The following is a 25390-nucleotide window of genomic DNA, read 5'->3' on the forward strand; positions in this document are numbered from 1 at the left end:
TTTCTTTTTTCCTATCATGGGGGTAAAGCATCAAATTAGCCCCAGTAAATAATCTAACACCAAAAAAGATGAATAAAAGGTTACTATTTCTGTTGGCAGTGTTTTGCACTTTGGCCAACAATGCGCAAGAGAACAAAAGTGGAACCATCGAAATTGAAATCACGGATATTGAACATTCAAAGGGAAAATTGATGATAGGATTGTATCAGGAGGAATCCAATTGGCTTAAAAAACCATTTAAGGGTACAATAGGTATAATAGAAGGGGGTAAATGTAAAGTGGTTTTTGATGATATTCCATCAGGTACATATGCCATTTCATTATTTCACGATGAGAACGATAATAATGAACTCGATATGTTTCTGGGATTTTATCCAAAAGAAAGCACAGCTTGTTCAAACAATGCACCGGCCAGATTCGGGCCACCATCATGGGAGGACGCCAAATTCGAAGTGAACGGAAAAACAATTAAACAAACCATAAAATTATAGATCATGAAAAAATTAATCGCAATTACACTTTTACTAATCGGAATCACGGCAACAGCCCAAGACAAATACACTACTGGAATGCAAGAGGCCTTTCAACTCTGGGGCGAAGGCAAAATATCGGAAGCTTCGAATATGTTCGAGCGAATTTCCTCTGCTGAACTCGATAATTGGTTGCCTGCCTATTATGGCGCACAGGTAAATACAGTGGCTTCTTTCGGGGAGAAGGATAAGGAAAAATTGACCCAACAATTGGAAAAAGCCCAGGAATTGATCGATTTAGCCAAGGCAATCTCCCCCGACAACCCTGAAATAATCGTGCAGCAGGCTATGATCTACACGGCATGGGTCGCTTTTGATGGAGCAACCTATGGCATGACGCTTTCAGGTAAAGTAGCTGCATTATACCAAAAAGCCTTACAATTGGCTCCGGAAAATCCGAGGGTCGTTTTTTCTAAAGCAGAATGGGACATGGGGTCGGCAAGGTTTTTCGGGCAAGATACCACACCCTTTTGCAAAGATGTTGAACGCGCCTTGGAACTTTTTGCTAAATTTAAGCCAGAGTCGCCTTTTCATCCCAATTGGGGAAAAGATAGGGCAGAACAAATAGTTAAGGATTGTAAAGAAGCCAAGTAATTAATGACACGTTTTTTTAAACATTTAATCAGGGCAATTCTAATAGGTACTATAATCTATTTCATTTTTCTTGTCGCATTCTTTTTTATGGGCAGGTTTAATGAGGGGTTCAGTTATCATTCGGCATGGACCGAATACTATCAAAACATGATATTCGCGGTGATCCTTTATATGGTCAATGCCTATTGGATTCAGTATCTTGTTATTACCTATAAAGAGCATCTTTTTTCTTTAAAAAGATTTATAATTGGTATTTCGGGGAATATCCTTGTTTCAATACTTGGGATCTTCCTATCCCGTATTGTTCTTGTGGTTATATTGGGGAAAATGCCACTTATCGACTTCCTGACCAATGAAAGGCCAGAATATTATCAGTTTTCATTGATTATTGCCATATGTATTTCGCTTATCTTTTATGCCATTTGGTATTATAAATATCGGCAGGAAACCAAGGTTAAGGAACAAAAAATAATCGCAGGTACCGCTTCGGCCAAATTCGATGCCCTTAAAAACCAATTAGACCCCCATTTCCTCTTTAATAGCTTAAACGTGCTGACCAGCCTGATTGAGGAAGATCCTTATCAGGCCCAAAAGTTTACGACTTCCCTTTCAAAAGTGTATCGATATGTGTTGGAGCAAAAGAATAAAGACCTCGTTTCAGTAGACGAGGAGCTACAGTTCGCCAAGACCTATGTAAAACTGTTAAAGATGCGATTTGAGGATAGTATCCATTTAGAAATTCCGGAACAAAGTAGTAACCCGGAGGCTAAAATTGTACCCCTATCATTGCAATTATTGCTCGAAAACGCCGTAAAACATAATGTGGTTACCGCTTCGAAACCATTGTATATAAAGGTTTATGAGAAAGATGGGCTGTTGGTGGTAGAAAATAACCTACAAGCAAAACAAGTGGTAAAAAAGAGTAGCGGCGTGGGACTTCAAAACATAAAACAACGCTATGGTATCTTAACCGATCGTCAAGTGGAAATCTCTAAATCGGAGAATGATTTTAGCGTAAAATTGCCTATGCTCACAAAACAAATATCAGTGATGGAAACACAACAGACCTATATAGACGATAAGCGGTATGCAAAGGCCAAAGAGCATGTAGAAAAACTTAAAGGGTTTTATGGCAATCTTCTGGCATATTGTATCGTAATCCCTTGTTTGGCTATCCTAAACTACAACACCACAGGTTTCCCATGGATAATATTCCCAGCCCTAGGGTGGGGATTCGGGGTTACAATGCATGGCATGGAGGTCTTTGGGTACAATCCCCTTTGGGGAAAACGATGGGAAGAACGTAAGCTTAGAAAGTTTATGGATGATGACAGGTTCTGATCGAACAATCCATCCTCAAAAAGTGACAATTGGGTAATGAAAATTTAGTGCAATGTGATTAACCCCATATTTTTATCCTATAAATTAAATAAACCAACAAGAAATGGAAACTTCAGAAAAAGACAAAAAGTATTTTAGGGCAAAAGATAGGGTAGAAAACATAAAGAAATTCTACACAAACCTAATATCCTATATATTCTTTATAGCCCTCTTGGCAGGAATAAACTATTGGACCGATGAATGGCGCTACCCTTGGTTCCTTTGGGCGGCTTTTGGATGGGGTATTGGTGTGGTCTTCCAGGCCATCAAGACATTTAGCTTAAATCCTTTTTTTGGAAGGGATTGGGAAGAGCGTAAGATCAAAGAATTTATGCAGGACGATGAAAAACAACGAAGATGGAAGTAATGGAAAATAGAAACGATGAAAAAATGAAACGGGCCAAAAAGCGCGTTGAAGAACTCAAGGGATTTTATATTCACCTTACCGTGTATATCTTGATAAACACCTTTATCTCTACGATGAAGATCATACGGGATTTAGGAAATGGGGAGAGTTTTGGAGAAGCATTTTGGGATTTTGGCACTTTCGCCGTTTGGTTTTTTTGGGGCATAGGAGTGTTTTTCCATGGGGTAAAGGTCTTTTCGTACAATCCGTTTTTTGGTAAGGATTGGGAACGAAGACAGATTCAGAAATATATGGACAAGGATAAAAAAGAAGCCGAAAAATACCGCTAATGGAAACCAACATGAACGAAGTAGAGAAATATAGAAAAGCGAAAAAGCGTATTGAAGATATAAAGCGATTATATGCACATGTCGTTCTATTCATTATAGCCACAATAGTATTATGGGTATTCAAAGGAAGGATAATCAACTACTTGCTGTCTAAAGGCATAACCGATGAAGGCTTTTTACACTGGGTAGAGCTTAACTTTATTTTGCTGCCCCTCATTTGGGCTATCGTTTTGATAATAGTTGGAATTTATTTGCTAAGGTTCAAACCAGGTTTTATAAAGAATTGGGAAAATCGCAAGTTGAAGGAGTTCTTAGACGAGTAGATTAAAATCATAGGATAATGATAAAAAATAGTATTATCCACCCAGTGGATCGCAATGTAATGGTTTATAGATAACCGCAGACCTTGATTTGACAGAAAAGACCTTAATTATGGAAACGAATAGTGTGGATAAAATTACCAAAGCGAAAAAAAGGGTTAAGGAACTCAAGGGCTTCTATACGCATTTGACAATATATATATTTATCAACCTCTTTCTAATGGTTGCTAAACTAGTGGGTTCTCATTTCTACGGAAATGCTTTTATGGGCCCTTTTTGGCATTTCAGTACCTTTGCAACCCCTTTCTTTTGGGGGATAGGGTTGTCCTTCCATGCCTTAAAGGTGTTTCGTAAGAATCCTTTTTTCAGTAAGAAATGGGAATCACGCCAAATACGAAAGTATATGGAAAAAGACCGAAAAGAAGCTGAAAAGTATAAGTAAATGGGTCGTGGATATGAAAAGTAAAGAACGTTACAAATTAGAAAGGGCTCATCGTAGGGTAGGCCAGATAAGGGGGTTTTATAAGCACATTGGCATCTTTATCGTCATTAATACCGCTTTATTGCTTTTGAAGGATAAAATGACCATCGCGTTTTTAGGTAATGAGGCAATGAACTATCCCGATGCTATGGACTGGATATATTGGAATGCCTATGTTTGGGGGGGCATCCTTGCTATACACGCACTTTTGGTTTTTGGCAAAATCCCTTTTTTCGTTAAGAAATGGGAAGATCGTCAAATAGAGCGAATTTTGAAGGAGGAACAAAAAAGTGAAAAATACGAATAGGGAATACAACAATATTATAATAAGTATATGAACGTAATTATCATAGAAGACGAGAAACCTGCCGCACGACGATTGGCCCGTTTATTGTCTGAATTGGACGTTGAAGTATCCACGATGCTCCATTCTGTCGAAGAGTCTATCGAATGGTTCCAAAATAACCCGCATCCTGAACTCATTTTTTTGGATATTCAATTGTCAGACGGACTCTCTTTTGAGATTTTCGATGTGGTCGATGTGCAAAGTTCTATAATCTTTACCACCGCATATGACGAATATGCACTTCAGGCTTTCAAATTGAATAGTATTGACTATTTATTGAAACCTATAGATGATGAAGAATTAGAAAATGCGGTAAAGAAGTATAAGATGGTAAAACCATCGACCCAAAAATTATCGCTTGATTTTGAGGATATAAAAAAGCTCTTGGTCAATCCTTTGGAGCGGGAATACAAAAAAAGATTTACCACTAAGGTGGGACAGCACTTGAAAATTTTAAATGCCGATGAGGTCGAATGTTTTTACAGTGAAAATAAAGGAACCTATGCCGCGACATCCGATGGTCGGAATTATTTACTGGACACCACTTTGGAAAATTTGGAATCTGAATTGCATCCCGAAAAATTCTTTCGGGTTAGCCGCAAATATTATGTGAACATCTCGCACATTAAGGACATCATTTCTTATACCAATTCACGTTTGAAAATCAAGTTGAACCGTTATACGGACCAAGAGATTATCGTAAGTAGGGAACGGGTCAAGGACTTCAAGTTATGGTTAGAATAATAGGGTTTAATATATTGATATAAAATATATTAACCGCTATAATAGATATTTCTTATAATAGTTAATTTGTAAGAAAAAGGCTATTTTTTGTCTACTCTATTTTCATCGAAAGAAGACGGAAGAAGCGTGGGGATCAACTTGATGAAAATAGGCAATAAAACGGCTCCGCCAGGTAACATAAAAATGGCAAGGGAGGGGATGCTTTTAAAAATATCCAACAATTGACTTTGAACTTTTTTCTTCTCTTCAGGACTAAGATCTTTGATGGTTGATTTGGATAATAACGCGACCAATTCCTTACTTTCGGAAAGTTCTTTTTGAAGTCGTTTACTGTTTCTTAAAATAAGTTTATTTACCACCTTTGACATGCTATCATAAAATTTGAAAGCCAAGTTGTGATCTTTCAAGTGCGGAATTATTTTGGAATTCTTATTGAAAAAGACCGCAATTTCTTCCAAGGTGCTAGCGACTTCATTTTTGGCAAACCCAAGATCCTTTCCAAAATTATAAATGAATTCTGACTCCATATAATCGATAGAGTGATCCTCCCAAATGGCCAATGCGGCCAGATCCATTAAGTATTGGTTTTCAATTTTGGACAAGTCCTTCTGTAGTTTATCGCGATAATTGACATCAAAAGTTTGGGTATCACTATCGATAAAGGTCAGTGACGCTTCGAACAGACGGGCCAGTTTATGGTCGTTCTTATTCGTTTCCTTGGAATTTAAAGCATGATAGATAACATTCATTGCGGTGTTTTCCAAATTCTCAGCAAACACTGCGATATTGTGGGTACCTTGTAAATACCTTTTAAAGGTTAACACATCGATGTAAAGTAATGAATTTGTGATAATACTATTAAAGGTCTTGCTGATTACATTATCCTCTAAATAGACCCTAGTATCCAATAATTTTTCGAGCTGATCGGAGGTCTTACTACCGACGAACAATTTATTTAAAAATGAGATTTGGTTTAGGCCCAGATCTTGGTAAAACTGGAATACCAGATGCAAAAAGGCTTTAAAATCAGTACTTTTTCTTTCAAATCTATAGGTGAAGTACAGCGATGCCAAGAGATTTATCTTCGCTTTTTCATCTTCTGAAAGTTTATGCTCAGGAGTTATGAATCTTGGAATTTTTATGTTTAGCCCATATACAAACCCCGTATTCCTTAAGGCCTTGTAAAGGTCGTTAAAATCCTTGTAACTGTCTTCTTGATCTTTGGTAAGGTATCCAAATTTATCAATCCAACCTGAGGAAGATGGGTTCATTTTTGGGTTTATTAGGGGTCAAAGTAAAGCAAAACAAGTAACCTTACGAAAGACAAGAGACATTTTTTTAAGCACAGGCCATTAACCTGACTTTACAGGGGCAATACTCGAGGATGGTACCAATAAAGAGGGCGCGCCCAAACACCCTCTTTCTTTTATCTTAACTAATTTATTGAATTATACCTGTACAACTAATGCGGGCTCCCGCGTCACCACTAGGCTGAGAGACAAAATCATCTACCCCTTGGTGAACGATTACAGCCTTGCCCACAATATTCATGTTTTCATCATCACATCCAATACACCATTGGTCTGTAGAAAAATTCAATGTGGCGTTACCTTCTTCATCAGCGACCAAGTTTCCGATATCCCCTTTATGGTAGCCTTCGGCAGCCCCCCATTCTCCGTGTGGCTCGTGTGTAGGATTCCAATGGCCACCTGTAGATTTACCGTCGTCGGAAGTGCAATCGGCCTTTTCATGCAAATGAATAGCATGTTCACCAGGTGTTAGTCCAGAAAAAGTAGCGGTCATTGTTACTTTACCATTTTCCTGTGTAAAGGTTACATCGCCTTTAACATTACTATCGCTCTTAGGTTCCATGGAAAACGAAATGACCTCTACGTCTTCGGTTTCCATAATTTCCTCGGTTGCCTCCTCTGTTACTTCCTTAGTTTCTTTTTTGGCTTCTTTACAACTGTATCCTGCCACTAGAACTAGGGCCAAAGCCACTAATTTTATTCTTTTCATTTGTCTTTGTTTTTTTAAATTTAGATTTAAAGTTAAATAATATTTTACGTTAGGCAATATTCCGGCCAATTGTATGAAATTATTCATAGACCGAGTATGGTCGTTATTTTCGGTCTGCTTTTAAGGAAGAAGCTCGCTAATTATTTGGGCTTCACCACTAAGGGTCTTATGAACAGGGCATTTATCCGCAATTTGGAGCAATCGTTTCAGTTGCTTATCATCAAAATTCCCGGTAATCTTGATCTGCCTTTCAAAAGTATCGACTTTCGACGTTGATGATTCACAATCCTCGCAATCCAAAGCATGGATTTTACGATGTGACGTATGTACCTCAACATTTTCGATGTGCCAATTTTTACGCTTTGAGTACATTTGAAGCGTCATCGCCGTACAAGCCGAAAGACTAGCCGAAATCAAATCATAGGGGGAAGAGCCAAAGTCATTTCCACCGAAATTGAGAGGCTCATCTGCAATGATGGTATGGTTGCCTACCTTCATTTGGGTAGTAAAACCATCATCGAAATCTAAACTTGCCACTACGTGATGTTTTGTATTGGGTAATTGCACCGCATCATCGAACTTCAAGTATCTTCTTGCCCAACCTGAAATGACCTCACCCACGTAGATGGAGTCTTTTTTGTTCATCAACAAATGATCAGCCCCATCCAATGAAATGAAACTCTTGGGATGATGTGCTGCTTTATATATCTCTTCGGCATTTTTTATTCCCACGATCCTGTCAAGTGGTGAATGCATAATAAGCAGGGGTTTACGCAAATTTTTAACGGTGGTCAAAAGTGATTTTTGTTCCAAATCATCCAAAAACTGTTTTTTAATGGTAAAATCCCTCCCGCCGATATTCACACGGGCTTTTCCGTTTTGTTCAATTTCTTCAATGCTACTGCGTAAAAGATGCTTAACATGTTCAGGGTCTGATGGAGCCGCTATGGTGGTTATCGCCTGTATGGAATCGATTTTGGCAGCGGCAAAAATAGCCGCGGCACCACCCAAGGAATGTCCGATCAATAGGGTAGGAGCCTGGTAGTTCGAAGTTAAATAGTCCGATGCAGCAATCAGGTCCTCTACGTTACCGGAAAAGTTGGCATCACTGAACTCCCCTTCACTTTCCCCCAATCCGGTAAAATCAAAGCGCAACACTCCAAATCCGTTGGCAGAAAGCGTTCTGCCTATATTCTTGATTGCGGTTAGGTTTTTATTGCAAGTGAAGCAATGTGCGAATATGGCGTAACTATGTGGATGTTGATTCGCGGGAAGCTCTAATGTGCCGACCAAGGTCTGCCCTTTTTTGTTTTTGAAAATTACTTTTTGAAGGTTCATTCTATTCAAGTGTTAAAGATGTTCAAGATAGGTCGAAAAACAACTCTAAACCTTAATTCGAACTTCTATCCGGTTTTTTGTTTTTTTCTTAAATCGGTATCGAACGAAATGCCTATGCGCAGCAAATCATAGTTGGTCGAGGAAAAATGGTTTTTTAAATACCCCAGTTCCAATTTAAATCTTGGGCCAAAGGAATACCCAATCCCCATCTGCAGCCTATTCTGGTTGAATATGGATTCTTGCAGATTTATAAAAATCTCATCAAAGACCATTACGTAGAACTTGTCGATAAGTGGATGGGATAGTTGCAAGCGATATCTCATTCTATTCGAAAAATCAGTGCTCCCCATCTTGTTTATCCACCTATGTTCTATTCGGTAACGATGCGAGATACTTAGGTTCCTGAATTTGTTTTTTAGGGTTATTTCCTCGTAAACCCTGTTTTCCGAAAAGCTGATATTGGATTTTGTTTTGGAGTATTGGTGAATATAGCCGGCGGTTACCGATAATCCTGGGTCGATTCGATAGTTAAGGCCTGTTCGCACAAATTGGTTATCCAAGTCTTTGAATACCTCATAATCGTGTAACCTGAATTCAGTGATTATATCAAAGTCATCGGAGATTTTGTTGGTGCCGTAAAGCATAATCCATGATCCCCACTCATTTTCGATGGGAACTTGGGAGTTTAATGGGATTACAAAGAGTAGTGAAATGATTAGAATTACCCTCATCATTTAGTTTGGTTTAGTATTGTTGGTATTTCCCGTGTCGACTATCAAATAAACTGATGAATTCGGAATAAGCCAGGACAAATGTACTTTCGTATACTATGGTAAAACCTGATATATGTCAAGTTTAATAATAGTATTTACTTATTAGCTCTTTTATTATTATAAACTATAACCAGAACCATTCAACGAGCGATTAGAGGATAATAAAAAAACCTTCCTTTGATCGATTGATCAAAGGAAGGTTGGTTTTTTATTGGATATCTTTTTTAGTTTAAATTAAATTTTTTTGTTTCCTTAAATGGTGAAACCTCCTGTTTTTCAATGTCTTCCCTATAGGCTTTCCATTTTTCGTCAAAGAATGCATTGGTTTTTTGCAATGCACTTTTCAAATCCTCTTCCGCAAACTGGATCAATCGTTTTTCCGTGGCCGTTATTCCTGTTTTACGGGTACGGGTATAAAAGCTGGCATTGCCTATACGTTGCATGACAGTGACTTCGGGATTCCTGGTGATACCTTGCCTTTTATCTTCCTTGCCGAGATAAAGGGCGATTACCGAATCTAGCTGTTTAACAATTTCTTTGGAGGCCTTTATTTGCGCCTCATATTTGTCCTCATCCAATGCTTTAAGCTCCTTTTGGTATTTAGTGGCAACATCCTTGCTTTCGACCAATTGTTTCACGGCATCAGCGGCGGTTTGGGTGAAAGCCTCCAGTTTTTTTGATGTTTCATAAACTTCATTGATTGAAGCCATGGACACTTCCAACCTCGGATCCGATTTAACTTCGACCATTGTTTCATCTGTCATTTCACCAAAAAACATTTTTATCTTGTAGGTTCCAGGTTTTACATCAATACCACCCCGTTCATTCTTGTTTTTTGATATCTTTCTTGAAGGTCTGTCCGGCCCTTTTTCATCCATACCCCAATACATACGATGGAAACCGGCCTTTTCCGGTGTTTTTACCTTTATGGTCCTAATCAATCTGTCACCGTCATAGAACTGGAACATAACGGAATCTTTTTTCTGTACTCCTGATAATTCTCCTTTTTTAGTAGGAACCATGGTAGAATCGTTCTCCATTTCCGGTTCCTTTTCGTCCGCATCTTTGTCCTCTTTTTTCTCTGGCGATTTTTTCTTGCCCTCTTTTAAAAAATAAGTGATCATAGCGCCAGACTTTCTATTTTCTGCATTAAAAAGGGCGTCTGCCCCAAATCGACTTCCTGTAGGCTGTTGATATGCCGCCTGGTAAGCGGTAGGTGGGGTAAAGACTTTTATATCTTTATCCAGAACGGACATATCGTTAGCAACTGCACGTAACGGACGAATATCATCCAAGACCCAAGCGGCACGTCCAAAAGTACCTATAACTAAATCATTTTCCCTAGGATGAATGACCAGATCCTTGGTAGGGACCGTCGGAAATCCTTCCGTCCATTTTTGCCATTTCACCCCTGCATTAAAAGAAATATATAGTCCGTCATCGGTACCCAAAAACATTAGATTCGGATTTTCTATATCCTCAACAATCGAGAGGGTGTAACTCTCCACATCGGTGCCATCAACGATCCGCTCCCAGGTTTTGCCATAATTTTTAGTTCTATAGGCATAGGGGGTATAGTTGAATCTTCTATAGTCATTTGCGATTAAAAGGGCTTCTCCTTTATTTTTATTCGATGGTTTAATTTGAGGCACCCAACTGCCTCTAGGTAAGCCTTTTATGTTCTGGGTTACCTCGATCCAATTGGCACCCCCATTTTGGGTATAATGCACTCGACCGTCATCAGTACCCACCCAAAGCATATCTTTTTCCACGGGGGATGGTTCAATGACCAGGATGGTGCAATGGTTCTCTGCACCTGTCGCATCCATCGTAAGCCCACCGCTTTCCGCTTGTTTTTGTTTTTCCGGATCATTAGTGGTTAAATCAGCCGAAATCACTTTCCATGTAAGGCCTTTGTCCGTGCTTTTATGTACAAATTGACTGCCAAAATATACCGTGCTATTGTCAAATGGATCTTGGCCAATGGCAGCATTCCAATTAAAACGGAGTTTAGTTTCGGCATCAGGCGGGGTAGGTCTAACAATATAATTATTACCGGTGATATGGTCGTAACGTTGCACGAAGCCCTGTTGACTCATAGTATATCCGTATCTGGAGTCGTCAAGGTCGGGAACTACATCAAAGCCATCACCAAAACTGATTTCTTGCCAATAACTATTGCGTATGCCTTGGTCTTTCCACACATAGGCAGGACCACGCCATGATCCATTATCCTGCATGCCCCCGTAAACATTATAGGGAAACTCATTATCCGTATTGATATGGTAGAATTGGGCAACGGGCAAATTGCCAATGAATCGCCATGTTTGCCCTCCATCCTTGGTAATGTTCAATCCGCCATCATTGCCATTTAACATAAACTGGCCATTATTAGGGTGGATCCACCACGCATGGTGATCGGGATGTACCCCGTTGTTTACCCCATAGGCCGGCATTAGCTGGGAAAAACTCTTACCTCCATCCTGTGAAACATTAACATAGGTAAAAACAGAGTAGACCCGATTTTCATTTAGGGGATCGACATAGATTTCTGAATAATAAAAAGGGCGATTTCCTATATCTTCCTTGTCATTGACCTTCTTCCATTTAAAACCCCCATCTTCCGATTTGTAAAGTGCATTCTTTTTAGCTTCCACCAAGGCATAGACGATATTGGGCTTGCTCGGCGCTATAGCAACACCTATCCGTCCCAGTTCCCCTTTGGGAAGACCATCCTCCTCGGTTAATTTTTTCCAATTTTTCCCACCATCATGGGTCATATAGATTCCACTACCTTCACCTCCTGAGTTAAAGAACCAAGGATCTCTTTTATGCTCCCACATGGCCGCAATCAATTTATTGGGATTCGTAGGATCCATGATCAAATCGGCAACTCCTGTTTTGTTGTTCACGAAGAGTATCTTTTCCCAGGTCTCACCACCATTTGTGGTCTTATAGACCCCTCTTTCAGGATGCTCGCCCCAAGGCGAACCGATGGCCCCTACATAGACCGTATTGGGATCCATAGGGTCTATTTTAATGCGATGGATGTGGCGTGTTTTTTCCAAGCCCATGGACTTCCAAGATTTACCCCCATCCAAGGATTTGTAGATTCCATATCCGCCGTTAAGGCTGTTTCTTGGGTTGCCTTCACCCGTACCGACCCAGATTACCGAGGGATTGGATTGTTGAATGGCTACCGCACCGATCGAGGCCGTTACTTCCTTATCAAAAATCGGGTCCCATTTAATTCCGCCAGAGGTAGATTTCCATAGTCCGCCCGAAGCTGTACCCACATACATGATATCGGGTGCGTTATGCACCACATCGATTGCGGTAACACGACCGCTCATACCCCCGGGACCTATATTTCTGGGTTTAAGGTCTTGAATTAGATCCATTTTAAAATCTTGGGCAAAAAACGAAAATGATGCAAATAGCATCACTAGGGGAAGTAATTTTTTAATCATTTGAAGTTTAGGTTAATTAGTCGCCTAAATATACAAAAACTAAGGGTAGATTATTTTAAAGGAGTGTTAATGGGGATAAAAGCAATACTTGTTTTTTTGATTTGTAACAATCCAGATGAAAACATGACCAATAGTCAATCAATTAAAAATAACCATCATGAAACTATCACTTAGACTTCGTAGACTACTGACTACAATAGTTACCTTATTGATCTGGAGTCAATTAGCTTGGGATTACTTTCATGGTGGCGTACCCACCCATTATCTTTTACACGATGACCGTTTTCCGGGAATACCCAATTGGTGGGGTGCTGCAATACTTCCATTTTTTACTTGGTTCTTGTTGTATCGTATACATAAAAGAATAGATGGGCGTGGAATGTTGGTTGCTTCTGAAAATCTTCGAAATATTGTACTTCGATTTCTTTCAGGTGTTTTGGTTGCTGTAGCTATAGCGGTTTGCTTCATGAACGGTATTGAGGTGACGGATTATATTATGGGTTCGTTGTTTGTTTTGGCATTCTTTTTTCCGCTATACAAATCCGAATATTTATTGGGGTGGGTTCTAGGAGCTGCCTTTACTTTTGGAGCTATCTTACCCATGGGATTTGGCAGCCTTCTTGCCCTTATCTTTTTCGTATTTTATCAATTGGGAAAAGCAGTGGGTGGTTTTATTCGCCCTAAGACGACATAGAAGTCGCTATTGCTTGTTAAATATCCCCTAGAGGGAAAAATATTCGTCACAAAAGCGGGCATAGCGGTCCTCCCAGAAGGGTTATAAGGGTATGGATTAATATGGGGTATTCCATTTTATTATATTATTTCATCCGAATCCATACTTCATTGTAGGTAGTGTTCAAGCCGGTTTGTATGATGGTATCACCTTTTACTTCCAACTTTGCCTTCAGGGTATTATCCAATAAATATTGGCTACCGTTATTGGCAAAGGTGATGGTCTCTATGTATTCATCCCCCTCCAATTTGTAACGACCGCCATGATAATACGCCAATTTATTGGTTAAAATATTCATTTCGGTCATAGACCAGTAGGCATTGGAAATGGTTTTAAGGCGTTCAAAGGTTGCGACTGGTGCAGGTTTTTTCCCTTTTTCACTATAGTATTTCCATGTACCCTGTAACTGATCCGCAATGCTATTCGTTTCCGATTCGTTTTCCGAGGGTTCTGAATTTTTTGCTGCCATTGCCGCCAATCGATTATTTATCGATGCTTTTGGAATAAATCGACCCTTTTTAAAGACGCCTACCAGGTCCTGCAGATTATCCATGTTTTCCAATGGATTGGCATTCAGCAAAACCAGATCGGCTTCGAGACCTTCCTTGACTTGACCGAAAACATCGGTCATACCAATGTATTTGGCCGGATTTATAGTGCCCGATTGAATAATTTGCAATGGAGTGAGGCCAGCAGCCTCTAAGCCATCAATTTCATGATGTATGGAAAAACCCGGTACATTGAAAACTTGTGGGGCATCGGAACCCAATAGCATACCGTGACCCCCATCTTGAAGTTTCTTTATCAGTTGTTTGCGAATGGCGTCGAATTGTTTCCATTGATGTGCGGTAAAACCAGTAGATGGATCAATAGAAGCCTCTTTTCGTTCCTTCCAATTGGCGAGCGTGGTAGGCGGCATGTACTGCATTTCAGCTTGCTGTAAAAGTTCATCGGCAGCAATAGGGGCGAACCATCGTTCAAAAAGACTTTGGGTGGGTACGACCCAAACCTCGTTTTCTTTTGCCAGCTGTACCAGTCCATCGATTTTTGAGACATCGACCAAAGGGGTGAAGGCAAATCCAAAAAAACCGTTGTCTTCAGGATTTACGTTGGCCGTTTCGGGCACCAATCCCTCCAGAAATCCGTCTACATGATCGATAGATGCATATTTACTCCGCAACGCATGTTCAATCCCAACATCGACTGGAACATGCCCGGCAAAACGAATATCAACCTCGTTCGCCGTTTTTACAATCTGATCGAAAACTTCTCGTTTTATACCCGGGTGTATTTTTAAAAAATCATACCCATCTTTTTTATAAGCGGTCAACATAGAAATAGCCTGCTCAACCGAGGTCACGGAATTGCCATTCAATGATGGACTCGAAGTAAAAATACGTGGGCTTAGGATATTCCCATTTTCAACATTACTTTTCAAAGCTAAATGGGCCGGGTGCCCCAACATACCGCGAATGGTCGTTATTCCATTGGCGAGATACAAAAAGAGGACATCTTCAATTTGTTCGCTATTTGTTGACGGTGGGGGAATGTGGGCATGCATTTCGGCCAGGCCGGGCATTAAGTATTTTCCTGCCCCACTCACCATCAATTCATGGACTAAGGGTTTTCCTTGATGTTTTGCAATGGTTTTTATCTTTCCAGAATCGATGACGACATCCCTATGTTCCAAAATAGTACCGGTAGATACATCGACAATATTCACATCGATGATCATCGTGCCTTTTTCAGGCTCAGCCGTACAAGCAAATAGCAATAGTGCCACACCCAACAGTCCTAACTTTTTCATGACCCTAAATTAAGGGTTCTTTGATTGAATTTAGTAGTATGGGACGATTTTTTCCAGACTGGTTAAATCCATTTTTATATCCAAAAGAATGAGATAAGCCAGAAAGGATTTATCGGTTGATAAAAATACGAACAGGAACAACTACAAAAATAAGTAAGGAGTATAAGGCGAAAAAGGGAATAACATAATTAGCTAGATTAAATACCAGCATAATCGCAATGATCAACAGCTGAAATCCTAGTCCGAAAAACGACACGCAGGTCATGAACCAGTTGGGTAAATTATGGGCATTTACCGCATTACGATCCAATTGGTGGATAATCTTGTCGAATAACCCATAAAACAAGCGGTAAAGTCTAAAGAGCATATCCACATGGCTTTGTTTTTCCCCATTCAAAGCTAAAGGTGCCTTATCTTCAAAGATGCGACTTGTGGTATCCCCATCATACTTGTTTCGCAAAATGACATAATAATAATTATACAGGGTGCCTTGTAATTGAATGCCGATAAAGGCTAGAAAGGCGTATAGTAGTGAATCTTGTGTCACAACCCAGAGGGTAAGGATGAAAAGCACATTTAGGAGAAAATCAGATACGGAGTCAAAATACCGACCCGTATACGATGGGGTGTTCTTGAGTCTTGCCAATTCCCCATCCGCGGCATCCAGTATCGACTTCAACACCAAAAAAAAGGCCGCTGTCCAATACTGATGGGACAGAATACAGACAATGGCCAACAATCCCGAAATTATAAAACCTATGGTAACATGAATAGGGGTTACCGATGTCTTAATAAGTGAGTTTGCAATAATCCGGGCAATAGGTCGGCCATAATCGGAAACATCATAAAATTGGTGTTCTTTAGGTAATTTAGGCATTACGTCGGCATTGAACATTTAACGACTAAGAACGAGAACACGCTAGCTTAGTAATAATGGCACAGAGGCCTCACAAATGTAGTGTTATATTTTCATTTGGTGAGCCATGTATTCACTGCCCCAGTTTCTTGTTGGCTTTGCAGAGCCGAATGATTTCGGCAATTCGTTTTTCTCGTGTTTCCGGCCGTTTTGCTTGATTAAGCCAGTAAAGGAAGCTTTTTTGTTGACTAAATGTAAAACTTTGGAAGTTGAAAAACGCCTTGGGATGTTTTTCAAACTCCTTTTCAAGTCCTTCAGGAATGATACCATTTTCCACATCGTCTAACAATGTCCACGAACCGTCTTTTTGGGCGGCCTTTATTTTTTTCATCCCGCTTTCGTGCATCAGGCCTTGATCAATCAATTCCTTGATATAGGTCTTATTGAGCTTGCTCCATGTGCTTTTTGGTTTGCGCGGGCAAAAATATTGTTGTCTTTTTCCTTGGCCAAGACTTTTAACGGTACTATCGATCCAACCGTAGCAGAGGGCCACACGCACAGCTTCTTCCCATCGCATACTTTCATTTTCGTGCTCTACTTTGTAGAAAATGAGATAAATCCCCTTTTCTTTTGAATGGTTTTCATGTAGCCAATTACGCCATTCTTCATCATTTTTGAAATAGTGATGACAAATTCCACTCATTTTTCACTCCATTTTTTAAATTATACGATGAATTTAAAATTGCATTTGGCAATTGCCCATTTCTATGGCTATATTTAGCCTTTCAGGTATGAACCAAAGGTAGTATTTAATGAATAAAAAACTCTTATTCCTACTGGTCACATTAGTATTGATAACCGCTAGTTGTAGCAATAAAAGAGATGGTGAGCCAAAGATCTTGGTATTTTCAAAAACCATGGGTTACAAACACGCTTCCATTCCTAAGGGGATTGCGGCCATTCAAAAATTAGGCAATGAAAATGGGTTCGAGGTCGATAGCACCCAAAATGCCACCCTTTTTACGGACGAATATCTTAAGGAATATTCGTGCATCGTATTTTTAAGTACCACAGGAAATGTATTGGATCATTATCAAGAAGCCGCTTTTGAACGTTACATACAATCGGGTGGGGGGTTTGTGGGCATTCATGCGGCTACGGACACCGAATATGATTGGGGATGGTATACGAGAATGGTAGGCGGTCAATTTTTGAGCCACCCTGCAGGCACACCCAACTCAGATTTTATTATCAAGGATAATTCGTTCATTGCCACCAAGCATTTTAAGGATACGATATGGAATCGGGATGATGAACTCTACAATTTCAAAAAGTTGAATAAGGATGTCAACGTCTTGATTACTGTGGATGAAAATACGTATGAAGGAGGGGAGAATGGGGATTTCCACCCTATGAGCTGGTACCATGAATATGATGGGGGTAGGGCCTTTTATACGGCCGCAGGCCATACCGATGAAAGCTTTTCTGAAGAAAAATTCGTTGCACACCTCTTGGGTGGCATTCAATATGCCATAGGGAAGAACTTACAATTGGATTATGGGAAGGCAACCACCCAGATTCCACCTGAAATCGACCGTTTTTCAAAAGTGACCTTGACTTCCGGGCAATTTTTCGAACCTACCGAAATGGCGGTTTTACCTAATAACGATGTGTTGATAGCCCAGCGTAGGGGCGAAATACTATTATACGATGCAAGCAAGGAAGAACTTAAGGAAATTGCCAAACTCGATGTTTACCATAGGGCCCTGAATACTCCTGGTGTGAATGCCGAAGAAGGCTTAATGGGGTTGCAAAAAGACCCTAATTTTGAAGAGAACCATTGGATCTATCTGTATTACAGCCCTACTGGTGACAAATGGGCGAATCGCTTGTCACGATTTAAATTCAGAGAAGGGATTTTTGAATTGGATTCCGAACAACTGATCATGGAAGTCGGCACCCAGCGCGAAATCTGTTGTCATACAGGAGGGTCAATAGCATTTGGTCCTGACGGTTTGTTGTATCTATCAACGGGTGATAATACGACGCCTTTTGATGAAAAAGGGGCAAAATATGTAACCAGTGGATATGCCCCCTTAAACGATATTTCGGGAAAGGAGCAATTTGATGCCCGCCGTTCGTCCGGAAATACGAATGACTTAAGAGGCAAAATATTGCGGATCAAGGTAAATGACGATGGCACGTATGATATACCCGAAGGCAACCTTTTCCCTGTGGGCACTGAAAAGACCCGCCCTGAGATTTATACCATGGGGCATAGGAACCCATATCGAATTTCGGTGGACATGAAAAAGGGATATTTATATTGGGGGGATGTGGGCCCTGATGCCAATGAAGATGACCTTGCCCATCGCGGACCAAGGGGTTATGACGAGTTGAACCAAGCCCGTAAGGCTGGAAATTTCGGTTGGCCCTTTTTTGTGGCCAACAACAAACCCTATAGGGATTATGACTATTTGGAGGGTACTTCCGGGGAAGCTTTTGACCCGAACAAACCTATCAATGATTCAAAGAACAATACAGGCCTCCAAGAATTACCTCCGGCCCACGGTGCCTTGGTATATTACCCATATGCAGCGTCTCAGGATTTTCCTCAAGTAGCGACTGGGGGAAGAAATGCTATGGCAGGGCCTACCTATTATTCGGATCTTTATCCCAATGGGGGTGGCCTACCTTCGTATTATGATGATAAAGTACTGGTCTATGATTGGATGCGGGGTTGGATGAAGGCCATCACCCTTTTTGAAGATGGTACATTCAATAAAATGGAACCGTTCGCATCGGATATTGAACTCAATAACCTCATCGATATGGAGATGGGTCCAGACGGACGCGTTTATCTTTTGGAATACGGGAGTGGATGGTTTCAGCAAAACAAGGATTCGGGATTGGGATACATTGAATATAATGGTGGCAATAGGCCCCCCTTGATTACCAATTTTACCAGTGATAAGACTTCTGGGAGGTTGCCCCTTACCGTTACTTTGAAGGTCGAAGCCACGGATCGGGAAAACGACGCGATACGGTATAAATGGGATTTTGGTAACGGAGAGACATTAACAACCGATACCCCAGAGCTTTCGCATACCTTTAGGGAACCAGGGGAATACAAGATGACTGTTGAGGTGCAGGATGAAGGGAATAAATCGGCAAGGAGTGAAATTATTGCCATAGTTGCCGGCAATACAAGACCAGAGGTTACCATTGACCTAAATGGAGGTAATTCTACTTTCTTTTTTAAAGGGGTGCCAGTGAAGTATAAGGTTCAGGTAACCGATGAGGATGGGGGGGCAATCAGCACTTCCAATATTTTCGTATCCGTCGATTATTTAGCCGGAATGGATAAGGTGAATATGTCCCAAGGACATCAACAAGTTTCAGCAACGGTAATGGGCAAGGCCTTGACGCAGACAATGGACTGTAAGGCTTGCCATAAGGAAATAGGGATTTCCATTGGTCCTGAATACAAAGCAGTGGCAGAAAAATATAAGGATGATCCCAAAGCAATGGGGTATTTGCAAAAAAAGATTTTATCAGGAGGTTCCGGGGTATGGGGTGAGGTCGTGATGCCGGCCCACCCGAATATCACGGAAGATGAGACGCGCCAAATAGTGCAATACATCCAATCCTTGGTGACAGGGAGCGAAAGAAGTAAATCCTTACCTCCATCGGGCAGTATTTACCCTAATCCCTCGATCGATGATAACGTAATGGTGATTACTGGAAGCTATACCGATGAAGGTGAAGAAAATGTATCACCTTTGACAGGTTCAAGTTCGGTGGTCCTCCAGAGTAATACAGTACCCTTTTCAACCAAAACCAAGACCAAAGGATTCAATCCTATTAGCTATGGAGGTCAAAATTTATTGATGACCCCAAAGGATGAAGGCTGGTTTATTCTTGAGAATATAGATTTAAAAGGGATAAAGAGGGTTTATATAACTGCCGGTTGGCAAGAACCACCAAAGGCTCCTGTACATTTTGAAATGCGATTAAATGCAGTGGACGGAAACCTATTGGGAACAGGTACCCTTTCAATTCCGGAATCAGGACAATCCGGTGCTGAAATAACCATTCCCATGATTGCACCCATAGATGTCAAGGCAGATGAAATCTATTTCATTCATAAGCCCAAAGATGGTGAGGATAGGGGGGAAGCCCCATTCGTATTGACCAACGTAAGGTTCGATGGAAAATAATGAACAGATATCATTGAAAAAAGGGAAGATACCCAAGTGTCATCCCTTTTTTTATTTGCTTTCAATCGTATTGCCGCTTTCGTCTAGGTTTAGGTAGGGATTAAAGGCGATTTCCCAAAGATTATCATCAAGATCCGCAATGTAACCACTATAACCTCCCCAGAACACCTCTTCGGGGGCTTTGATAATCTTTACACCATGTTGCCTGTAGTATTCGAACAAGGTGTCAACTTCTTCCTTACTTCTGGTATTATATGCAAGTGTGAAGCCCTTGAATCCACTTCCTTCTGGGCTAACCTGAGCGTCTTCGGCAAGTTTTTCCCTGGGATAAAGGGATAAAAGAAATCCATTTAATTGAAAGAATGAAATGAATTCGTTGCTAGAATCCATTGATTTCCATCCAAACTTATCGATGTAGAAATTGGTCGATGCCTGGAGATCCTTGACCCCAAGACCTATAATCGTCGCTCTCTGTTCCATAGAAATGGGTATTAAAATTCAGTTATTTTCAAGATACTCCCTAAGCGATTTTCCCAAAAGATAATTCCAGCCCTCGACCGCACTTTCCCTAGCAAATTCAGGAATATCATCGGGAAAATCCTCTAGAACCGTCGTGCTTAGCCGCAATAGGTTGCTATTCCCTTTTTCTAAAAGTTTAAATACTACCAATGAATCACCGGGATATTCTTTATAGCGCCATTTATATTCTAGCTTTTCAAAGGGGACCACCTTCGTGATTTCCCATAGGTGGGTGAACGTTCTATCTTCTGACTGAACGGCAAAACTGGTCTTAAAACCGACCTTGGGTTCAAATTCTGGGATATTCCCAAAAAACCATTCCCGCATCTTATGGACATTGGTAATGGCCGACCACACTTTTTCTACACTGCATTTAAAGGAATTATCTACGACTATGGGGTCATCTGAAACGTTCATTCGTCTTGCTTTAATGTTGCTTTGTACTATTTACCTCCATACAACTTATAAACCTCCGAACCTGCACTTAGGAAAGCCCCAGTACCATAAACTTCTGATTTATCGGGCCAGGCATTACCCGGTGCGGCCCCTATCGGTTGTACATAGCCCAACATACCGTCGTCGGTAACATGACCCACCAAAGCGTTCCATCCTTTTTCAACTGCCGCACCATATGTTTTTTTATCAAGAACCCCTTTGTTTATTCCCCAAGCCAAGCCATAGGTGTAAAATGAGGAACCGCTAGTCTCCGGAGTGGGGTAATATTCTTGGCCCAATAAGCTCATGGCCCAATGCCCTTGGGGAGTTTGAATTTGAAGCAATTTTTTGGCCATTTTTTTGTAAATCTTCAGAAAATACTTGTATTCTTTGCTATTTGGATCTAACTCATCCATAATATTCGAAAGTCCAGCAAAGACCCACCCATTACCCCTAGACCAGAAAATTTTGGTACCATGGTCCAATTTGCCCATGAAACTTTGGTCACGGTAATAGAGGTGTTCCTTTTCATCGAAAAGAAAATCTGTTGTGGCTTTAAATTCCTTCACCATAAAATCCAGGTACCTTTTATCGCCCGACAAGTTGTACAATTTCGCCCATACCGGTGGGGACATAAATAGGGCGTCGCACCAGTTCCAACGCGATTGATTGTCGGGGTTGTCCCAGTCTAACGATGTTCTGGCGGGGTGGTGCATGATGAAATTGAATTGTTCCTTGGTTGGTTCCAACATTTTTTCATCTTTGTACATCCGATAGAGTTCAATATACATTTGGCCTACGGTATGGTCATCGGCATGGTATTTTCGCCTATGCAATTGCCAATCATATTTTTCCCCAAGGTCTTTCAACCATAGGTAATAAGTATCATCATCGGCCATCGCGGCCCATTTTACCATACCCACATATAAGGCCCCATTGGTCCAGTCCAAAGGGTGATGGGGTTCTTTTTGATTGCTGTACAGATCGGAATAATGCGCTATCTGCCAATCGGCCACCCGTTTCATTACCTGTTTTACTTCTGCCGGTTTAATATCTTGCGCCTGTGATACTATTGTCATTAAAGCGATACCATGGACGATAAAGCGCTGTATTGTTTTCATTAGGAATGTATATTTTGGTTTTTTATGTGTAAGGTACCTCTAAGATAGGGCTCTGAAAATCATTGGAAAATAATTTTATGAAAATAAAATAGCATAGAGCATAGTAGGATTCAAAATTAAGTGTAGGATTTGAGATTCTAATAAGGCGGACTAAAATGGGTTATAAAAACAACCCTCTGTTCAGTACATCCCTTTGGCATCTATCCAATCGGGATATTAAAAAATTAAAAAGCATGATAAATGTTAGCTTTTGAGTGGATAATTAACGATAGTTTTGCTATATCAAAAACCAAGTTATGATTACTGAAAAAGCCTGTATCGTTTGTAAGAAATCTTCGAGTGAAACCCCGGTGACCAAGTTCTACCATAAGGAAAGTGAATTTTATATCTGTCCCCAACATATCCCTATTTTGATCCATAACCCACAGGATTTGGTGGGATTATTGGACGGTGCTGATAAGTTACAGGGCGGGTAGTCCGTGCACCAGTACGAAAGCTTGACCTGATAAACGTTTTTCAGATTACGTAATCAATTGTCTTCCATTAGCATCTTTGGCTAATTCGAAATAAGCAACAGCCTCTTTCGATTCATAATCGTCTCCTTGTGTATGATCTGATCACTAAGGCACAATAATGAATATGTAAAGGAAAAGAGGTGCATTTTAATGCTCTGACTTTTCGGTTTATCATTCTTTTGTTACCCTAAACTTATTCTCTCTGTACATTTTATGTTCGATGACTTGAGATGGCATTTCGATTTTATTCTGGTCGAGAATTTGTTTCACATCGGTTATTACCTTACTTCTTATATTATGACCTAGATAGCTGTCAGGTAATTTTTTATTCACTAAAATATCAACCCAAAATAGAACTTGTAGGTCAGTCGTAAACTCTCCCAATTCAAGAACAATAACATTTGGCACAGGGTTTTTTAAAATTTGCTTATTACTTCTTAAATAATCGATGATTAAATCACGTGTTCGGTTAATATCGCTCTCTGGAGCAATACCGATCATAAAGTTTATTCGTAAGTTCCCATCTTTGGTATAGTTGATAAGTGTATTCTTAATAATTGATGAATTTGGTATGTAAATATCTTTACCCTCAACATTTCTTAAATGTGTCGTTCTTAAGTCAAGACCTTTCACATTTCCCTTAAATCCATCAATTTCAATAATATCACCTATTTCAAAAGGTCGTTTCAGTGCTAGAATAATTCCGGCTAAAAAATTCTCACCGATGTCTTTAAATGCAAATCCAAAAATAATGGCGCTTATCCCAGCTCCAGCAATTAAACTACTGGCAACCCCTCCAAATCCCACAATGTTCAAAGCGATGATGATTCCGAAGATATAGAATGACCATTTGGACGCTTCCGCAATAAAAGTAGAGACAATGCTATCTTTCCATTTTATTTGAATTCTTTTTCCAATAAAAATGTAAACCAGTTTTCCGAGAATAATAAAAAGTATTAATACTATGATTCCCGTTAGTATATTGGGTATCATAGCGCTGATATCCCCGTAAAAGTCATCGAATATTTTACCTAAATCAATTTTCATGGATTCGCGTTTGTCAAATTTTACACAAAGTTTCAAAGATACGTTCGTAGAAATAACGTTTCTTTACGATTAACCTCATTTACATAAATTTGCTTTATGTAAGATACATGGTTTTCCATAAGCGAAAGAGTTTTCAGGGATATCCTGAATTTCGGTACTTTCAACACCTATGATTAAATTTTTTTCAATGTTTATATGATCCTTACCCGCAGTCCTAGAACCAATCATAGTATAAGTGAAAATTTCAACAAAACTATTTTGAGTTACGCCAGGATTAATCGTCACAAAACCACCGATTTTAAAATGATGACCAATATTCCAATTCCTTTTCATAGTAACATAAAATCCAATTTAGGAACGAGCAGCAATTGTTGTTAAAGGCTTTAACCGCAAACCATAATTCAGCTTTACCGAACTAGAACCATAGGATGTTGGATGTATCAAATATGAAAATTACTTATCCTCCCATTGAATCAGTCCTTTAAAAGTGTTATAGACTATAGACCAATTGCTTGTGCCCTAAAATGAAATATTGACAAACGGAATCACTGGACTTGAATAAACACTCTCATCTTCGTTATATAACATATTGAATTTGGCGCCGACTGATATTTTATCCGTAACATTAAATCCTGCCCCTACGAATAATGCTGAATCCCAATAGCTATTTTTGCTATCATCGATCTCCGTTTTAGTGGATACCCGTAATTGGGCAAATTCCAGTAATGTCATTATTTTTTGGGACGGTCTATACTGAAAAAAGGTATTTGCCCCATAAGTTGTTGTGTTCTGAATGTTTTTAATTGAGAGATAATTCCATTGGACCCCTAATCCGAAAGCAACTTTATCGCTAACGTTATATGTTAAATTTGGAGATAAACCTAATGTCGTTCCTCCAACAAAATTAAGTCCAAATCCACATCCAAATTGTAGTCTTTTTGGTTCTTTTAAAGTTAAGGTATCTATTTCCCCACTAGTAATGGTATCATTCGTTATTTGTGAAAAAACCACTTGACTGAATACAAATATTCCTACTAAAGCTATCGATTTGGATATTAATTTAATTTTCCCCATGTTTATTTTGTGTTTTTTTTATTAATCGTTGTCCATAACGGTTCGGCCATAATCGCACTTTGGACGCCATCTACGGAGCAGTGGGCGGGTTGGTGCGATTGAATACGGGATTTTTCCACGCGAATTAAAACCAAGGCATAAAAATAAGGATTTCCGTCTAAGAATACCGAAACTTTTACAAAGGAGTGTCGAACAGGAACAAACTTATGATGCCGGATTAATGTTAAAGTACATATTTGCCGACCATAGCTTTTATAGCATATGGAATGCTATTTGCAAATGACAATTTATTTACCTTTTCGAATTGGTTATTTATGATTTAGTTTCGTTTTTCAGTTATTTTACGGTCAGCTGACTGTGTTCAAACTTTTG

At 39.9% G+C, this 25390-nt stretch carries 26 protein-coding genes; 12 read left to right on the forward strand and 14 right to left on the reverse strand.

Going from position 1 to position 25390, the window contains the following annotated elements; all coding sequences use genetic code 11:
- The first annotated feature begins 68 nt into the window (after positions 1-68).
- The 9 genes from HPE63_RS01280 to HPE63_RS01320 all read left to right on the forward strand — a co-directional run bounded on the left by HPE63_RS01280 (position 69) and on the right by HPE63_RS01320 (position 5091).
- Complete coding sequence (locus HPE63_RS01280; RefSeq protein ID WP_188312417.1) at positions 69-491, forward strand: DUF2141 domain-containing protein; 423 nt, start codon at positions 69-71, stop codon at positions 489-491.
- A gap of 3 nt (positions 492-494) precedes the next feature.
- A complete protein-coding gene (locus HPE63_RS01285; RefSeq protein ID WP_188312418.1) occupies positions 495-1124 on the forward strand; it encodes a tetratricopeptide repeat protein in 630 nt (209 codons plus the stop codon).
- 3 nt (positions 1125-1127) lie between these two features.
- Positions 1128-2465: a 2TM domain-containing protein gene (locus HPE63_RS01290; protein WP_188312419.1), complete on the forward strand. Its 1338-nt coding sequence runs from the start codon at positions 1128-1130 to the stop codon at positions 2463-2465.
- Between the two features lie 103 nt (positions 2466-2568).
- Positions 2569-2871 carry a 2TM domain-containing protein gene (locus tag HPE63_RS01295; RefSeq protein WP_188312420.1) on the forward strand — a complete coding sequence of 101 codons (303 nt, stop codon included), beginning with the start codon at positions 2569-2571 and terminating at the stop codon, positions 2869-2871.
- Positions 2862-3200 carry a 2TM domain-containing protein gene (locus tag HPE63_RS01300; RefSeq protein WP_223198015.1) on the forward strand — a complete coding sequence of 113 codons (339 nt, stop codon included), beginning with the start codon at positions 2862-2864 and terminating at the stop codon, positions 3198-3200. Before HPE63_RS01295 ends, HPE63_RS01300 begins: the two co-directional genes overlap by 10 nt.
- Positions 3200-3523: a 2TM domain-containing protein gene (locus HPE63_RS01305; protein ID WP_188312421.1), complete on the forward strand. Its 324-nt coding sequence runs from the start codon at positions 3200-3202 to the stop codon at positions 3521-3523. Before HPE63_RS01300 ends, HPE63_RS01305 begins: the two co-directional genes overlap by 1 nt.
- Positions 3524-3632: 109 nt before the next feature.
- Positions 3633-3962 carry a 2TM domain-containing protein gene (locus tag HPE63_RS01310; protein ID WP_188312422.1) on the forward strand — a complete coding sequence of 110 codons (330 nt, stop codon included), beginning with the start codon at positions 3633-3635 and terminating at the stop codon, positions 3960-3962.
- A 13-nt stretch (positions 3963-3975) separates the two neighbouring features.
- The gene (locus HPE63_RS01315) at positions 3976-4308 is read left to right on the forward strand and encodes a 2TM domain-containing protein (RefSeq protein WP_188312423.1); all 333 of its coding nucleotides are present in this window, start codon (positions 3976-3978) and stop codon (positions 4306-4308) included.
- A gap of 27 nt (positions 4309-4335) precedes the next feature.
- On the forward strand, positions 4336-5091 hold the full coding sequence (locus HPE63_RS01320) for a LytR/AlgR family response regulator transcription factor (RefSeq protein WP_188312424.1): 756 nt from the start codon (positions 4336-4338) through the stop codon (positions 5089-5091).
- Positions 5092-5171: 80 nt separating this feature from the next.
- Here HPE63_RS01320 and HPE63_RS01325 read toward each other — a convergent pair whose 3' ends face one another.
- The 5 genes from HPE63_RS01325 to HPE63_RS01345 form a co-directional block, all read right to left on the reverse strand.
- The gene (locus HPE63_RS01325) at positions 5172-6362 is read right to left on the reverse strand and encodes an LETM1-related biofilm-associated protein (protein WP_188312425.1); all 1191 of its coding nucleotides are present in this window, start codon (positions 6360-6362) and stop codon (positions 5172-5174) included.
- Between the two features lie 169 nt (positions 6363-6531).
- Entirely contained in the window at positions 6532-7110 is a 579-nt protein-coding gene (locus tag HPE63_RS01330) for a superoxide dismutase family protein (RefSeq protein ID WP_188312426.1), read from the reverse strand.
- 120 nt (positions 7111-7230) lie between these two features.
- Positions 7231-8448, reverse strand: a complete 1218-nt coding sequence (locus tag HPE63_RS01335; protein ID WP_188312427.1) for a bifunctional alpha/beta hydrolase/OsmC family protein — start codon at positions 8446-8448, stop codon at positions 7231-7233.
- A 65-nt stretch (positions 8449-8513) separates the two neighbouring features.
- Positions 8514-9182 carry a DUF2490 domain-containing protein gene (locus tag HPE63_RS01340; RefSeq protein ID WP_188312428.1) on the reverse strand — a complete coding sequence of 223 codons (669 nt, stop codon included), beginning with the start codon at positions 9180-9182 and terminating at the stop codon, positions 8514-8516.
- Positions 9183-9445: 263 nt separating this feature from the next.
- Positions 9446-12688, reverse strand: a complete 3243-nt coding sequence (locus HPE63_RS01345) for a WD40/YVTN/BNR-like repeat-containing protein (protein ID WP_394355015.1) — start codon at positions 12686-12688, stop codon at positions 9446-9448.
- Positions 12689-12848: 160 nt separating this feature from the next.
- On the opposite strand from HPE63_RS01345, the gene HPE63_RS01350 reads away from it, so the two are divergent.
- A complete protein-coding gene (locus HPE63_RS01350) occupies positions 12849-13385 on the forward strand; it encodes a hypothetical protein (protein WP_188312430.1) in 537 nt (178 codons plus the stop codon).
- Positions 13386-13509: 124 nt separating this feature from the next.
- Here HPE63_RS01350 and HPE63_RS01355 read toward each other — a convergent pair whose 3' ends face one another.
- The 3 genes from HPE63_RS01355 to HPE63_RS01365 all read right to left on the reverse strand — a co-directional run bounded on the left by HPE63_RS01355 (position 13510) and on the right by HPE63_RS01365 (position 16790).
- On the reverse strand, positions 13510-15231 hold the full coding sequence (locus tag HPE63_RS01355; RefSeq protein WP_188312431.1) for an amidohydrolase family protein: 1722 nt from the start codon (positions 15229-15231) through the stop codon (positions 13510-13512).
- A gap of 109 nt (positions 15232-15340) precedes the next feature.
- A complete protein-coding gene (locus HPE63_RS01360) occupies positions 15341-16108 on the reverse strand; it encodes a CDP-alcohol phosphatidyltransferase family protein (protein WP_188312432.1) in 768 nt (255 codons plus the stop codon).
- 112 nt (positions 16109-16220) lie between these two features.
- Positions 16221-16790 carry a YdeI/OmpD-associated family protein gene (locus tag HPE63_RS01365; RefSeq protein WP_188312433.1) on the reverse strand — a complete coding sequence of 190 codons (570 nt, stop codon included), beginning with the start codon at positions 16788-16790 and terminating at the stop codon, positions 16221-16223.
- A 109-nt stretch (positions 16791-16899) separates the two neighbouring features.
- Here HPE63_RS01365 and HPE63_RS01370 point away from each other — a divergent pair, with 109 nt between their 5' ends.
- The gene (locus HPE63_RS01370) at positions 16900-20307 is read left to right on the forward strand and encodes a ThuA domain-containing protein (protein WP_188312434.1); all 3408 of its coding nucleotides are present in this window, start codon (positions 16900-16902) and stop codon (positions 20305-20307) included.
- A gap of 51 nt (positions 20308-20358) precedes the next feature.
- On the opposite strand, the gene HPE63_RS01375 is transcribed toward HPE63_RS01370, so the two are convergent.
- Genes HPE63_RS01375 through HPE63_RS01385 form a run of 3 tightly spaced genes read right to left on the reverse strand, consistent with a single transcriptional unit; the run spans position 20359 to position 22382 of the window.
- A complete protein-coding gene (locus HPE63_RS01375; protein ID WP_188312435.1) occupies positions 20359-20787 on the reverse strand; it encodes a VOC family protein in 429 nt (142 codons plus the stop codon).
- Positions 20788-20805: 18 nt separating this feature from the next.
- Positions 20806-21243 carry an SRPBCC family protein gene (locus HPE63_RS01380; protein WP_188312436.1) on the reverse strand — a complete coding sequence of 146 codons (438 nt, stop codon included), beginning with the start codon at positions 21241-21243 and terminating at the stop codon, positions 20806-20808.
- Positions 21244-21269: 26 nt separating this feature from the next.
- The gene (locus HPE63_RS01385) at positions 21270-22382 is read right to left on the reverse strand and encodes a glycoside hydrolase family 88/105 protein (protein WP_188312437.1); all 1113 of its coding nucleotides are present in this window, start codon (positions 22380-22382) and stop codon (positions 21270-21272) included.
- A 296-nt stretch (positions 22383-22678) separates the two neighbouring features.
- On the opposite strand from HPE63_RS01385, the gene HPE63_RS01390 reads away from it, so the two are divergent.
- A complete protein-coding gene (locus HPE63_RS01390; protein ID WP_188312438.1) occupies positions 22679-22858 on the forward strand; it encodes a hypothetical protein in 180 nt (59 codons plus the stop codon).
- Positions 22859-23068: 210 nt separating this feature from the next.
- On the opposite strand, the gene HPE63_RS01395 is transcribed toward HPE63_RS01390, so the two are convergent.
- The 3 genes from HPE63_RS01395 to HPE63_RS01405 all read right to left on the reverse strand — a co-directional run bounded on the left by HPE63_RS01395 (position 23069) and on the right by HPE63_RS01405 (position 25018).
- Positions 23069-23944, reverse strand: coding sequence for a mechanosensitive ion channel family protein (locus tag HPE63_RS01395; RefSeq protein ID WP_188312439.1), 876 nt, complete (start codon positions 23942-23944; stop codon positions 23069-23071).
- Positions 23945-24019: 75 nt separating this feature from the next.
- On the reverse strand, positions 24020-24277 hold the full coding sequence (locus HPE63_RS01400; protein ID WP_188312440.1) for an LbetaH domain-containing protein: 258 nt from the start codon (positions 24275-24277) through the stop codon (positions 24020-24022).
- Between the two features lie 186 nt (positions 24278-24463).
- Positions 24464-25018, reverse strand: a complete 555-nt coding sequence (locus HPE63_RS01405; protein WP_188312441.1) for a hypothetical protein — start codon at positions 25016-25018, stop codon at positions 24464-24466.
- Positions 25019-25390 lie beyond the last annotated feature (372 nt).

Source organism: Maribacter arenosus, from assembly GCF_014610845.1.
In the GTDB taxonomy this organism is placed as follows: domain Bacteria; phylum Bacteroidota; class Bacteroidia; order Flavobacteriales; family Flavobacteriaceae; genus Maribacter_A; species Maribacter_A arenosus.

What these genes read in the sequence shown, in the direction of transcription:
- HPE63_RS01280 (WP_188312417.1), top strand. Translation starts at nt 69, where the DNA reads ATGAATAAAAGGTTACTATTTCTGTTGGCAGTGTTTTGCACTTTGGCC.
- HPE63_RS01285 (WP_188312418.1), top strand. Translation starts at nt 495, where the DNA reads ATGAAAAAATTAATCGCAATTACACTTTTACTAATCGGAATCACGGCA.
- HPE63_RS01290 (WP_188312419.1), top strand. Translation starts at nt 1,128, where the DNA reads ATGACACGTTTTTTTAAACATTTAATCAGGGCAATTCTAATAGGTACT.
- HPE63_RS01295 (WP_188312420.1), top strand. Translation starts at nt 2,569, where the DNA reads ATGGAAACTTCAGAAAAAGACAAAAAGTATTTTAGGGCAAAAGATAGG.
- HPE63_RS01300 (WP_223198015.1), top strand. Translation starts at nt 2,862, where the DNA reads ATGGAAGTAATGGAAAATAGAAACGATGAAAAAATGAAACGGGCCAAA.
- HPE63_RS01305 (WP_188312421.1), top strand. Translation starts at nt 3,200, where the DNA reads ATGGAAACCAACATGAACGAAGTAGAGAAATATAGAAAAGCGAAAAAG.
- HPE63_RS01310 (WP_188312422.1), top strand. Translation starts at nt 3,633, where the DNA reads ATGGAAACGAATAGTGTGGATAAAATTACCAAAGCGAAAAAAAGGGTT.
- HPE63_RS01315 (WP_188312423.1), top strand. Translation starts at nt 3,976, where the DNA reads ATGAAAAGTAAAGAACGTTACAAATTAGAAAGGGCTCATCGTAGGGTA.
- HPE63_RS01320 (WP_188312424.1), top strand. Translation starts at nt 4,336, where the DNA reads ATGAACGTAATTATCATAGAAGACGAGAAACCTGCCGCACGACGATTG.
- HPE63_RS01325 (WP_188312425.1), bottom strand. Translation starts at nt 6,362, where the DNA reads ATGAACCCATCTTCCTCAGGTTGGATTGATAAATTTGGATACCTTACC.
- HPE63_RS01330 (WP_188312426.1), bottom strand. Translation starts at nt 7,110, where the DNA reads ATGAAAAGAATAAAATTAGTGGCTTTGGCCCTAGTTCTAGTGGCAGGA.
- HPE63_RS01335 (WP_188312427.1), bottom strand. Translation starts at nt 8,448, where the DNA reads ATGAACCTTCAAAAAGTAATTTTCAAAAACAAAAAAGGGCAGACCTTG.
- HPE63_RS01340 (WP_188312428.1), bottom strand. Translation starts at nt 9,182, where the DNA reads ATGATGAGGGTAATTCTAATCATTTCACTACTCTTTGTAATCCCATTA.
- HPE63_RS01350 (WP_188312430.1), top strand. Translation starts at nt 12,849, where the DNA reads ATGAAACTATCACTTAGACTTCGTAGACTACTGACTACAATAGTTACC.
- HPE63_RS01355 (WP_188312431.1), bottom strand. Translation starts at nt 15,231, where the DNA reads ATGAAAAAGTTAGGACTGTTGGGTGTGGCACTATTGCTATTTGCTTGT.
- HPE63_RS01360 (WP_188312432.1), bottom strand. Translation starts at nt 16,108, where the DNA reads ATGCCTAAATTACCTAAAGAACACCAATTTTATGATGTTTCCGATTAT.
- HPE63_RS01365 (WP_188312433.1), bottom strand. Translation starts at nt 16,790, where the DNA reads ATGAGTGGAATTTGTCATCACTATTTCAAAAATGATGAAGAATGGCGT.
- HPE63_RS01370 (WP_188312434.1), top strand. Translation starts at nt 16,900, where the DNA reads ATGAATAAAAAACTCTTATTCCTACTGGTCACATTAGTATTGATAACC.
- HPE63_RS01375 (WP_188312435.1), bottom strand. Translation starts at nt 20,787, where the DNA reads ATGGAACAGAGAGCGACGATTATAGGTCTTGGGGTCAAGGATCTCCAG.
- HPE63_RS01380 (WP_188312436.1), bottom strand. Translation starts at nt 21,243, where the DNA reads ATGAACGTTTCAGATGACCCCATAGTCGTAGATAATTCCTTTAAATGC.
- HPE63_RS01385 (WP_188312437.1), bottom strand. Translation starts at nt 22,382, where the DNA reads ATGAAAACAATACAGCGCTTTATCGTCCATGGTATCGCTTTAATGACA.
- HPE63_RS01390 (WP_188312438.1), top strand. Translation starts at nt 22,679, where the DNA reads ATGATTACTGAAAAAGCCTGTATCGTTTGTAAGAAATCTTCGAGTGAA.
- HPE63_RS01395 (WP_188312439.1), bottom strand. Translation starts at nt 23,944, where the DNA reads ATGAAAATTGATTTAGGTAAAATATTCGATGACTTTTACGGGGATATC.
- HPE63_RS01400 (WP_188312440.1), bottom strand. Translation starts at nt 24,277, where the DNA reads ATGAAAAGGAATTGGAATATTGGTCATCATTTTAAAATCGGTGGTTTT.
- HPE63_RS01405 (WP_188312441.1), bottom strand. Translation starts at nt 25,018, where the DNA reads ATGGGGAAAATTAAATTAATATCCAAATCGATAGCTTTAGTAGGAATA.